Origin of the sequence: Microbacterium sediminicola, assembly GCF_039531125.1 — a bacterium.
In the GTDB taxonomy this organism is placed as follows: domain Bacteria; phylum Actinomycetota; class Actinomycetes; order Actinomycetales; family Microbacteriaceae; genus Microbacterium; species Microbacterium sediminicola.
In genome coordinates this window covers 1,271,947-1,283,516 of the sequence record NZ_BAAAPL010000001.1, presented here as the reverse complement: position 1 = coordinate 1,283,516, position 11,570 = coordinate 1,271,947, and the positions used below count along the sequence as shown (strand labels likewise).

Annotated in this window: 6 protein-coding genes and 3 rRNA genes; all 9 read left to right on the top strand. The window is 61.8% G+C overall.

Annotated elements, in window-relative coordinates:
• Nucleotides 1–45 precede the first annotated feature (45 nt).
• The 9 genes from tyrS to ABD206_RS05925 all read left to right on the top strand — a co-directional run bounded on the left by tyrS (nucleotide 46) and on the right by ABD206_RS05925 (nucleotide 11,560).
• Entirely contained in the window at nucleotides 46–1,362 is a 1,317-nt protein-coding gene (gene tyrS / locus ABD206_RS05965) for a tyrosine--tRNA ligase (RefSeq protein WP_344070372.1), read from the top strand.
• A gap of 598 nt (nucleotides 1,363–1,960) precedes the next feature.
• Nucleotides 1,961–3,481, top strand: a 16S ribosomal RNA gene (locus tag ABD206_RS05960).
• A gap of 393 nt (nucleotides 3,482–3,874) precedes the next feature.
• Nucleotides 3,875–6,977, top strand: a 23S ribosomal RNA gene (locus tag ABD206_RS05955).
• A gap of 118 nt (nucleotides 6,978–7,095) precedes the next feature.
• A 5S ribosomal RNA gene (rrf, locus tag ABD206_RS05950) occupies nucleotides 7,096–7,212 on the top strand.
• Together the 16S, 23S and 5S rRNA genes form the textbook arrangement of a ribosomal RNA operon.
• A 63-nt stretch (nucleotides 7,213–7,275) precedes the next feature.
• Nucleotides 7,276–8,550 (top strand): hypothetical protein, encoded by a 1,275-nt coding sequence (locus ABD206_RS05945; RefSeq protein ID WP_344070370.1) that lies wholly within the window; start codon nucleotides 7,276–7,278, stop codon nucleotides 8,548–8,550.
• Nucleotides 8,550–9,584, top strand: a complete 1,035-nt coding sequence (locus ABD206_RS05940; protein WP_344070368.1) for an HAD-IIA family hydrolase — start codon at nucleotides 8,550–8,552, stop codon at nucleotides 9,582–9,584. The genes ABD206_RS05945 and ABD206_RS05940 overlap by 1 nt, the downstream gene beginning before the upstream one ends.
• A gap of 35 nt (nucleotides 9,585–9,619) precedes the next feature.
• Nucleotides 9,620–9,814: a hypothetical protein gene (locus ABD206_RS05935; protein WP_344070367.1), complete on the top strand. Its 195-nt coding sequence runs from the start codon at nucleotides 9,620–9,622 to the stop codon at nucleotides 9,812–9,814.
• A 13-nt stretch (nucleotides 9,815–9,827) separates the two neighbouring features.
• Nucleotides 9,828–10,628: a TlyA family RNA methyltransferase gene (locus tag ABD206_RS05930; protein WP_344070366.1), complete on the top strand. Its 801-nt coding sequence runs from the start codon at nucleotides 9,828–9,830 to the stop codon at nucleotides 10,626–10,628.
• Entirely contained in the window at nucleotides 10,625–11,560 is a 936-nt protein-coding gene (locus tag ABD206_RS05925) for an NAD kinase (RefSeq protein WP_344070365.1), read from the top strand. The genes ABD206_RS05930 and ABD206_RS05925 overlap by 4 nt, the downstream gene beginning before the upstream one ends.
• Nucleotides 11,561–11,570 lie beyond the last annotated feature (10 nt).

Sequence of the window (11,570 nt, the reverse complement as noted above, 5' to 3'; positions counted from 1 at the left end):
CAGCGGCACCGTCCCGGCCTGCATGCCGCTGATAATCTGACACCCGTGCCAGACCTCGACATCGCCGCCCACGCGCGTGCCCTTGCGCCCGCGAACGACCCCTCCTTCGAGAACGTCTGGGACGAACTGCTGTGGCGCGGCCTTGTGCACGTCTCCACCAATCAGGAGGAGCTGCGGGAGCTGTTGGGCGGCGATCCCATCACGATGTACTGCGGATTCGATCCGACCGCGCCGAGCCTGCACCTCGGGAACCTCGTCCAGCTGTTGCTGCTGCGACGGCTGCAGTTGGCGGGTCACCGGCCACTGGGCCTGGTCGGCGGATCGACCGGCCTGATCGGGGATCCCCGACCGACCGCGGAGCGCACGCTCAACACGAAGGAGACCGTCGCCGCGTGGGTCGCGCAGCTCCAGGCCCAGGTCGAGCGGTTCCTCGACATGGGGGGCCCGAGCGCCGCGCGCCTGGTCAACAATCTCGACTGGACCGCGCCGCTGTCGGCGATCGATTTCCTGCGTGACATCGGCAAGCACTACCGCGTGGGCACGATGCTGAAAAAGGATGCGGTCAGCGCGCGCCTGAACTCCGAGGCCGGCATCAGCTACACCGAGTTCAGCTACCAGATTCTGCAGGGGCTGGACTTCCTCGAGCTGTACCGCCAGTACGACTGTCGTCTGCAGACCGGTGGCAGCGACCAGTGGGGCAACCTCACCAGCGGCGTGGACCTGATCCACTACGTCGAGCACACCTCGGTGCACGCGATCGGCACTCCGCTGATCACCAACTCCGACGGCACCAAGTTCGGCAAGAGCGAGGGCAACGCGATCTGGCTGGATGCCGAGATGTGCAGCCCCTACAGGATGTACCAGTTCTGGCTGAACACCGATGACGCGGACGTGATCGAGCGGTTGAAGATCTTCACTTTCCTCACGCGAGAGGAGATCGAGGAACTCGAGGGCTTCGTCGAGACGGAGCCCTTCCGACGCGCCGCCCAGAAGCGCCTCGCGTTGGAAGTCACCACGACCGTTCACGGGCCGGAGGCGACGGCAGCGGTCATCGCCGCCTCCGAAGCGCTGTTCGGCAAGGGGGATCTGCAGACACTGGATGCCACCGTCCTGCGCACCGCGCTGGAGGAGTTGCCGAACGCGGAGATCACCTCGCAGACCACGGTCCTCGATGCGCTCGTCCAGACCGGCCTCGTGGCGAGTCTGTCGGAGGGTCGACGAGCGATGTCGCAAGGAGGGGTCTCCCTGGACGGCGTCAAGGTCACGGATGAGACCGTCCTCGTCTCCGGCGCGCTTCCCGGCGGCGTGTCGGTGCTGCGGCGGGGCAAGAAGACTCTCGCCGGGCTGTTCGTCACATCCTGACGATGACCGTCAGCGACAGGGGGAGGTCGCTGAGACCGCAGTGACGCGGAGTGTTTCGCGACCGTCACGCCCCGGAAACATGCGCGACACGCCCGAGTGAGGGACCGATTTGTCGCGGTGTTCAGATCCACGTAATGTATTCCTTGTTCGCCCCAAAGGAGCGCGGTGAGGCTGAGAGCCTCCCCTCCTCAAGCAGTGAACACAACTCCTTCCCAGTAAGACTCCTAGAGTCACGGGCCCGCAAGGTCTACACTGGGGGATCTGCTCGTACACCGAGTCGATCCGATGAGGTCGCGAGCTTCCACTCGCGGCGAGTCGAATTGACAGCAGTGAGCGAGCGGGTAAAATTGAGAAGTTGCCCTGGTGGCTGGCTGTGAGGCTGGTGTCGGGTGCATCCGATCCTTGAGAACTCAACAGCGTGCACTTGTCAAATGCCAAATAACCTCGTCCTGACCTTTTTGGTTGGGTGAGATTCCTTTGGATCAAAGTCCAGCCCTCTTTTTGGGGGTTGGCGAACGGATAGTCAGCAATGAATATCGTTTTGGTCAGTTCAAACTCGCTGCGTCGATCTTTTTCCGGTTGATGTATGCATTTTTTCTTTACGGAGAGTTTGATCCTGGCTCAGGATGAACGCTGGCGGCGTGCTTAACACATGCAAGTCGAACGGTGAAGCCAAGCTTGCTTGGTGGATCAGTGGCGAACGGGTGAGTAACACGTGAGCAACCTGCCCCGGACTCTGGGATAAGCGCTGGAAACGGCGTCTAATACTGGATACGAGCTGCGAAGGCATCTTCAGCAGTTGGAAAGATTTTTTGGTCTGGGATGGGCTCGCGGCCTATCAGCTTGTTGGTGAGGTAATGGCTCACCAAGGCGTCGACGGGTAGCCGGCCTGAGAGGGTGACCGGCCACACTGGGACTGAGACACGGCCCAGACTCCTACGGGAGGCAGCAGTGGGGAATATTGCACAATGGGCGGAAGCCTGATGCAGCAACGCCGCGTGAGGGATGACGGCCTTCGGGTTGTAAACCTCTTTTAGCAGGGAAGAAGCGAAAGTGACGGTACCTGCAGAAAAAGCGCCGGCTAACTACGTGCCAGCAGCCGCGGTAATACGTAGGGCGCAAGCGTTATCCGGAATTATTGGGCGTAAAGAGCTCGTAGGCGGTTTGTCGCGTCTGCTGTGAAAACTGGAGGCTCAACCTCCAGCCTGCAGTGGGTACGGGCAGACTAGAGTGCGGTAGGGGAGATTGGAATTCCTGGTGTAGCGGTGGAATGCGCAGATATCAGGAGGAACACCGATGGCGAAGGCAGATCTCTGGGCCGTAACTGACGCTGAGGAGCGAAAGGGTGGGGAGCAAACAGGCTTAGATACCCTGGTAGTCCACCCCGTAAACGTTGGGAACTAGTTGTGGGGTCCATTCCACGGATTCCGTGACGCAGCTAACGCATTAAGTTCCCCGCCTGGGGAGTACGGCCGCAAGGCTAAAACTCAAAGGAATTGACGGGGACCCGCACAAGCGGCGGAGCATGCGGATTAATTCGATGCAACGCGAAGAACCTTACCAAGGCTTGACATATAGAGGAAACGTCTGGAAACAGTCGCCCCGCAAGGTCTCTATACAGGTGGTGCATGGTTGTCGTCAGCTCGTGTCGTGAGATGTTGGGTTAAGTCCCGCAACGAGCGCAACCCTCGTTCTATGTTGCCAGCACGTAATGGTGGGAACTCATGGGATACTGCCGGGGTCAACTCGGAGGAAGGTGGGGATGACGTCAAATCATCATGCCCCTTATGTCTTGGGCTTCACGCATGCTACAATGGCCGGTACAATGGGCTGCAATACCGTGAGGTGGAGCGAATCCCAAAAAGCCGGTCCCAGTTCGGATTGAGGTCTGCAACTCGACCTCATGAAGTCGGAGTCGCTAGTAATCGCAGATCAGCAACGCTGCGGTGAATACGTTCCCGGGTCTTGTACACACCGCCCGTCAAGTCATGAAAGTCGGTAACACCTGAAGCCGGTGGCCCAACCCTTGTGGAGGGAGCCGTCGAAGGTGGGATCGGTAATTAGGACTAAGTCGTAACAAGGTAGCCGTACCGGAAGGTGCGGCTGGATCACCTCCTTTCTAAGGAGCATCTGGAGGCTTCGGTCTTCCAGGCGCCAGTTCAGAACCGAATGTGTTCTGCTGGTTAGCTCATGGGTGGAACATTTGATGAGGCTCCGTATGGAGATCGAAGAAGTTAGTACGCCGCTTGCGGTTGGAACGGTTTTTCGTGAAGGTACGGGGCATGCACGCTGTTGGGTCCTGAGGGACCGGATGGGCTTCTTTCGGGGAGTTCAACCAACCTCAGGGCCTTTTCTGGTGGTCGCAGCAGCGATCAGCGGGGAGGGTACCGCCCGTACTTTGAGAACTACACAGTGGACGCGAGCATCTTAGAGATGACTCTTTTGAGTCATTTCACAGATGATCTTTTTAGATCATTAGTCAATTTCAATTTGACGATTCAAACTCATGTGATTTCAAGTCTTTAAGAGCAAACGGTGGATGCCTTGGCATCTGGAGCCGAAGAAGGACGTAGCAATCTGCGATAAGCCTCGGGGAGTGGATAAGCACACTGTGATCCGAGGGTGTCCGAATGGGGAAACCCCGCTAGGCGGCGTGCCGACCTAGTGACTCCCGCCTGAATATATAGGGCGGGTAGAGGGAACGTGGGGAAGTGAAACATCTCAGTACCCACAGGAAGAGAAAGCAACCGCGATTCCGTTAGTAGTGGCGAGCGAAATCGGAACAGGCTAAACCGAGTACGTGTGATATCCGGCAGGAGTTGCGTATTCGGGGTTGTGGGACTTTTCGTGTTGTTCTGCCGAGCAGCGAGCGTGACAAGAGGGTATAGACGAACCGCTTTGAAAGGCGGGCCATAGTGGGTGCCAGCCCCGTAGTCGAAATGCCTGTCTTGGCGTGAAGAGTATCCCAAGTAGCACGGGGCCCGAGAAATCCCGTGTGAATCTGTCAGGACCACCTGATAAGCCTAAATACTCCCAGATGACCGATAGCGGACAAGTACCGTGAGGGAAAGGTGAAAAGTACCCCGGGAGGGGAGTGAAATAGTACCTGAAACCGTTTGCTTACAAACCGTTGGAGCCTCCTTAGTAGGGGTGACAGCGTGCCTTTTGAAGAATGAGCCTGCGAGTTAGCGATATGTGGCGAGGTTAACCCGTGTGGGGTAGCCGTAGCGAAAGCGAGTCTGAATAGGGCGATTCAGTCGCATGTCCTAGACCCGAAGCGAAGTGATCTATCCATGGCCAGGCTGAAGCGACGGTAAGACGTCGTGGAGGGCCGAACCCACTTAGGTTGAAAACTGAGGGGATGAGCTGTGGATAGGGGTGAAAGGCCAATCAAACTTCGTGATAGCTGGTTCTCTCCGAAATGCATTTAGGTGCAGCGTTGCGTGTTTCTTGCCGGAGGTAGAGCTACTGGATGGCCGATGGGCCCCAAAAGGTTACTGACGTCAGCCAAACTCCGAATGCCGGTAAGTGAGAGCGCAGCAGTGAGACTGTGGGGGATAAGCTTCATAGTCGAGAGGGAAACAACCCAGACCACCAACTAAGGTCCCTAAGCGCGTGCTAAGTGGGAAAGGATGTGGAGTTGCTCAGACAACCAGGAGGTTGGCTTAGAAGCAGCCACCCTTGAAAGAGTGCGTAATAGCTCACTGGTCAAGTGATTCCGCGCCGACAATGTAACGGGGCTCAAGCACGCCACCGAAGTTGTGGCATTGACATTAGTGGTAGGCCTTCGTGGTCCAGCCGTGTTGATGGGTAGGAGAGCGTCGTGTCACGAGTGAAGCGGCGGGGTGACCCAGCCGTGGACGTGACACGAGTGAGAATGCAGGCATGAGTAGCGAAAGACGTGTGAGAAACACGTCCTCCGAAAGACCAAGGGTTCCAGGGTCAAGCTAATCTTCCCTGGGTAAGTCGGGACCTAAGGCGAGGCCGACAGGCGTAGTCGATGGACAACGGGTTGATATTCCCGTACCGGCGAAGAACCGCCCCAATCAATCCAGTGGTGCTAAGTGCCCGAATCTTCATCCTTAAACCCTTCGGGGTGGCGGGGTGTTGGCTAGCGCATGACCCCATGCTGGTGCGGTTAGCGTATTAACAGGTGTGACGCAGGAAGGTAGCCCAAGCCAGGCGATGGTTGTCCTGGTGCAAGTGCGTAGGCCGAACGGTAGGTAAATCCGCCGTTCGTGATGGCTGAGACACGATGCGGATAAAAAGTGGGTGATCCTATGCTGCCGAGAAAAGCATCGACGCGAGGTTCTAGCTGCCCGTACCCCAAACCGACTCAGGTGGTCAGGTAGAGAATACCAAGGAGATCGAGAGAATCGTGGTTAAGGAACTCGGCAAAATGCCCCCGTAACTTCGGGAGAAGGGGGGCCATCCACTTATATGACCGTGCGTCAAAAAGGGTGTGGTGGCCGCAGAGACTAGTGGGTAGCGACTGTTTACTAAAAACACAGGTCCGTGCCAAGTCGCAAGACGATGTATACGGACTGACGCCTGCCCGGTGCTGGAAGGTTAAGAGGACGGGTTAGCGTAAGCGAAGCTCAGAATTTAAGCCCCAGTAAACGGCGGTGGTAACTATAACCATCCTAAGGTAGCGAAATTCCTTGTCGGGTAAGTTCCGACCTGCACGAATGGCGTAACGACTTCCCAACTGTCTCAACCGCGAACTCGGCGAAATTGCATTACGAGTAAAGATGCTCGTTACGCGCAGCAGGACGGAAAGACCCCGTGACCTTTACTACAGCTTGGTATTGGTGTTCGGTGTGGCTTGTGTAGGATAGGTGGGAGACTGTGAAGCATGGACGCCAGTTCATGTGGAGTCATTGTTGAAATACCACTCTGGTCACTCTGGATGTCTAACTTCGAACCGTAATCCGGTTCAGGGACAGTGCCTGGTGGGTAGTTTAACTGGGGCGGTTGCCTCCCAAAAAGTAACGGAGGCGCCCAAAGGTTCCCTCAATCTGGTTGGCAATCAGATGGCGAGTGTAAGTGCACAAGGGAGCTTGACTGTGAGACTGACAGGTCGAGCAGGGACGAAAGTCGGGACTAGTGATCCGGCAGTGGCTTGTGGAAGCGCTGTCGCTCAACGGATAAAAGGTACCTCGGGGATAACAGGCTGATCTTGCCCAAGAGTCCATATCGACGGCATGGTTTGGCACCTCGATGTCGGCTCGTCGCATCCTGGGGCTGGAGTAGGTCCCAAGGGTTGGGCTGTTCGCCCATTAAAGCGGTACGCGAGCTGGGTTTAGAACGTCGTGAGACAGTTCGGTCCCTATCCGCTGCGCGCGTAGGAAGTTTGAGAGGATCTGACCCTAGTACGAGAGGACCGGGTTGGACGAACCTCTGGTGTGTCAGTTGTTCCGCCAGGAGCACCGCTGATTAGCTACGTTCGGGATGGATAACCGCTGAAAGCATCTAAGCGGGAAGCCGGCCTCAAGATGAGACTTCCATACCTTCGGGTGAGAGGCTCCCAGCAGACTACTGGGTTGATAGGCCAGATGTGGAAGCGCAGTAATGCGTGTAGCTGACTGGTACTAATAAGCCGATGACTTGATAACACTCCATCAGTTTGATTTCTGTTGGTGCTTGCGTCCACTGAGTGGTTCTCGATGTACGGTCGAGAACACAACAAAACAATGTATTTTTGCTTGTGCGAGATTGAAACATCAATAGTGTTTCGGCGGCCATAGCGAGAGGGAAACGCCCGGTCACATTCCGAACCCGGAAGCTAAGCCTCTCAGCGCCGATGGTACTGCAGGGGGGACCCTGTGGGAGAGTAGGACACCGCCGGACTTCTTTCATGAAATGGCCACCCAACGCAGGGTGGCCATTTCACGTTAACGGGAGGATTTTGGGATGAGCGACAACGAGACGCCGGGATCGGGCGACGGCGAATCGCGCCGTCGGAGTTCGCATCCCCGTTCTTCGGGTGAGCGCGGTGGACAACAGCGCCGCCCGTCTCGCGACGACCGCCCCTCTCGTGACGGCAAGCCTCGTCGCGACGACCGCGCTTCTCGCGCAGGTAAGCCTCCTCGCGACGGTAAGCCTGCTCGTGATGGCAAACCTCCTCGTGACGGCAAGCCCTACGGGGAGCGTCGGCCTTCCCGCGATGCGCGTTCATCGTCGGAACGCACGCCCTACCGCGGTGGCGGCGAGCGAAACCCCTCTCGCACTGACCGCCCGTATCGCGACGACAAGAGGTCGGGTGAGCGCAAGCCGTACCGCGGCGGTGCGTCGGCCGGGGATCGCAAGCCCTACCGCGGTGACGCATCCGGTGGAGAACGCACGCCCTACCGCGGTGGCAAGCCCGGCTATGGCGGCACGTCCGGAGGCCGCGCCGGTCGTTCGATGGAGCGCGATCGTCAGGATGACGTCGAGCGGATCCCCGCGCCGCCGATCCCGGATGAGATCACGGCGCGCGATCTGGGCGGCGGCGCGCGGAATGAGCTCAAGACCCTGAGCAAAGAGAACGCCGAGCAGGTCGCCCGGCACCTCGCGATGGTGTCACGTCTGATCGAGGACGACCCCGCCCTCGCGCACGAGCACGCGCAGGCCGCTGTCCGGCGCGCCGGACGCATCGCCGTCGTGCGCGAGACCGCGGCGATCACGGCGTACGCGCTGGGGGATTTCGCGCTTGCGTTGCGTGAGCTGCGGACCTACCGCCGGATCTCCGGGCGCGACGACCAGATCGCGCTGCTCGTCGACAGCGAACGCGGTGTCGGCCGTCCCGATCGAGCGTTGGAAGAGGGACGTGCGGTCGATCGCGCGAAACTCGAGACCGGCGTGCGCGTCGAACTCGCGATTGCGATGTCCGGTGCGCGGCTGGATCTGGGCGAGCCGGAACGTGCGCTCGAGGAGCTCGACATCCCGGAGCTCGACCCCAACCGTGCCTTCGAGTGGTCGCCGGGGCTGTTCGCCGCACGGGCCGGCGTCCTCGAGGAACTCGGTCGGGACGAAGAGGCCGAGCAGTGGCGTGAGCGGGCACTGGTCGCCGCCGAAGCCCTGGATGCCGCCTCCGGCCACGCCGAATCGGAAGAGCTCGTGATCGAGGATCTGTTCCCGGACGAAGAACCGCCGTCCTCGGACAGGCATGCCACCGAGGCGTCCGAGCCGACGGAGCGCGCTGACTGATGGGGGTGTTCTCGCGGTCCACTCCCACACCCTTGGACGGCGTGGATGTCGTCCTCGCCGACCTGGATGGTGTCGTCTATGCGGGGGCAGGCGCCCGCCCGTACGCGGTGGAGAGCCTGAATGCCGCTGCCGCGGCGGGGCGCCGTCTCGGTTTCATCACGAACAACGCCTCACGAACCGACGCATCCGTCGCCTCCCATCTTTCTGAGCTCGGCATCCCGACCCGGCCCGAGGAGGTCGTGACGAGCCCGCAGGCGGCCATGTCGCTGCTCACCGCGCGCGTCGCACCCGGCTCGACGATCCTCGTCGTCGGCGGTGAGGGCCTGGTGGTCGAGGTGGAGAAGGCCGGCTACACCGTCACGCGCAGTGCGCTGGACCAGCCCGCGGCCGTCGTGCAGGGCTTTGCGCCCGAGGTGTCGTGGAAGGATCTCGCCGAGGCGGCGTACGCCCTGCACCTGCCCGAGGATGAGGGTGGCATCCCGTGGATCGCCACCAACACCGACTGGACGATCCCGCAGGCGCGCGGTATCGCTCCGGGCAACGGCACGCTCGTCTCCGCCGTCCACACCGCCGTAGGGCGTCTCGCGACGGTGGCGGGCAAACCCGAGGTGCCGATCTTCACCGAGGCGATCGAGCGATTCGCGGCACACAAGGCCCTCTTCATCGGAGACCGGCTTGACACAGACATCCTCGGGGCGAACCGTGCGGGGATCGATTCCGTTCTCGTACTGACCGGCATCGACCGGCCCAAGCACGTGCTCGCCGCTCCTGCCGGATCTCAGCCGACCTACATCCTCGGCGACCTCCGCGAGCTGTTCGAACCGTACCCGCAGATCCGCGTGCGGGGCGCGGTCACCGAGGTGCGCGGTGCACGTGTGCGCATCGACGGCGCCGACGTGATCATCGAGGCCGAAGGTGATCGTCCTGTCGACCTGCTGCGAGCGGGCGCCGCGGCCATCTGGGCGACCGGCCGCCAGATCTTCGGGTTCCGGGTGCCCGAGCGACTGTACGCCGACCCGTTCCTGCGTCCCTGACGCGATCGGAGGGTCACGGCTCGTATGCTGAGAGCATGGATGCCGACCCCGACGCTACGCCCCAGCCGGCGATGCGACCGGCCGATGACCTGCTGTCGCGGCTGGAGGTCATCGAGTCGCAGCCGCTGACTGCTCGGGCCGTGTCCTACGAGGCCGTGCACGACGAGCTCGCCCGGCGACTCGAGCACCAGCCGGGGGCATCCGCGCCCTCGCAGAGTGCGGCGCAGTGACACCGCCGACTCCATGACGGCGAGACTGGACGCAGAGCTGGCCAGCCGGGGGCTCGCTCGCTCGCGCACCCATGCCGCACGGCTCATCGCCGAGGGGCGGGTACTGGTGGACGGCGTCGCGGTCGTCAAAGCGTCGACGCAGGTCGCTGCGAACACCGCGCTCGAGGTCGCCGGTGACGACCACTATGTGAGTCGTGCCGCGCACAAGCTCCTCGGAGCACTCGACGCGTTCTCGCTCGATGTCCGTGGCCGACTCGCGCTGGATATGGGGGCTTCCACGGGGGGATTCACCCAGGTTCTCCGCGAGCGCGGTGCCGACCCTGTCGTCGCGGTGGATGTCGGCCACGGCCAGATCGCCCCCGCTGTCGCCGCCGACCCCGGTGTGATCGCGGTGGAGGGTTTCAATGTCCGCTACATGACGCGGGAGAACCTCGCGGAAGCGGCCGGACGCCCCGTGCTGCCCGAGGTGGTCGTCGGAGACCTCTCTTTCATCTCCCTCGGACACGTGATGCCGGCGGTCGCGGCGGTCCTGGCCGAGAACGCCGACATCGTGCTGCTGATCAAGCCGCAGTTCGAGGTCGGCCGGACGGCTGTGCGGGAGGGGCTCGTCACCGCCCCCGCCCTCCGCGCGGATGCCGTCATGGGTGTGCTGTGGGAGGCGTGGGATCTGGGATGGGGCGTGGGCGGCGTTGTGGCCTCGGCCGTGGTCGGCACCCACGGCAACGCCGAGTTCCTCGCGCACCTGAAACCGCACAGCGGTGACAATCCGACAGAATGGGGGGACCGGGTGGCTGAGATGGCGGGGGTGCGATGATCGAGGACGAGCGCTACATTCTCGTGGTCGCCCACGCCCGCCGGCCCGACACCGTGGCCGCGGCCGTTCGGGTCATCGCCGCGCTGCGTGAGGCGGGTGCCGTGCCGGTGTTCGCCGCCGAGGATCTCGCGGAGCTCAGCGTCGCGATCCCACCGGGGCGCGTGGCCGTGCTGGCCGACGAGGTCGCCGTCTCGGACATCGAGCTGGCGATCGTGCTCGGCGGTGACGGGACGATCCTTCGTGCCGCCGAACTGGTGCGTTCGGGCCGTGCGCCGGTGCTCGGCGTCAACATGGGTCACGTCGGCTTCCTCGCCGAGATCGAGCGGGACAACCTCGACGAAGCCGTGCGGCGGGTGATCGACCGCGACTACACGGTCGAGGAACGCCTGGCGCTGCAGGTCCGCGTCAAGGACCACGACGGGGCGGTCATCTACGAGACCTGGGCGCTGAACGAGGCGACGGTCGAGAAGGGCAGCCGTGAGCGCATGCTCGAGGTCGTCATCGAGATCGACGGGCGCCCGCTGTCATCTTTCGGGTGCGACGGCGTCGTCGTCTCGACGCCGACGGGCTCGACCGCCTACAACTTCTCCGGCGGCGGTCCCGTGATCTGGCCCGGGGTGGATGCCATCTCCGTCGTGCCGCTCTCGGCGCACGCGCTGTTTGCCAAGCCGCTGGTCATCGCCCCCGAGCACGCCGTCGCGATCGAACTGCTCGAGCGCACGGAGACCGGCGTGCTGTGGTGCGACGGTCGCCGTTCGCACGATCTCCCGCCCGGTGCGCGCGTCGTGGTACGGCGCTCCCCGGACCCGGTGCGGCTCGCGCGACTGCATCCGGTCGCTTTCACCGACCGTCTCGTGCAGAAGTTCCGCCTCCCCGTCGAGGGATGGCGTGGCCCGGTGACGGGAATCCAGACGGGAAACATCACGCTGTGAGGGGTGCGGG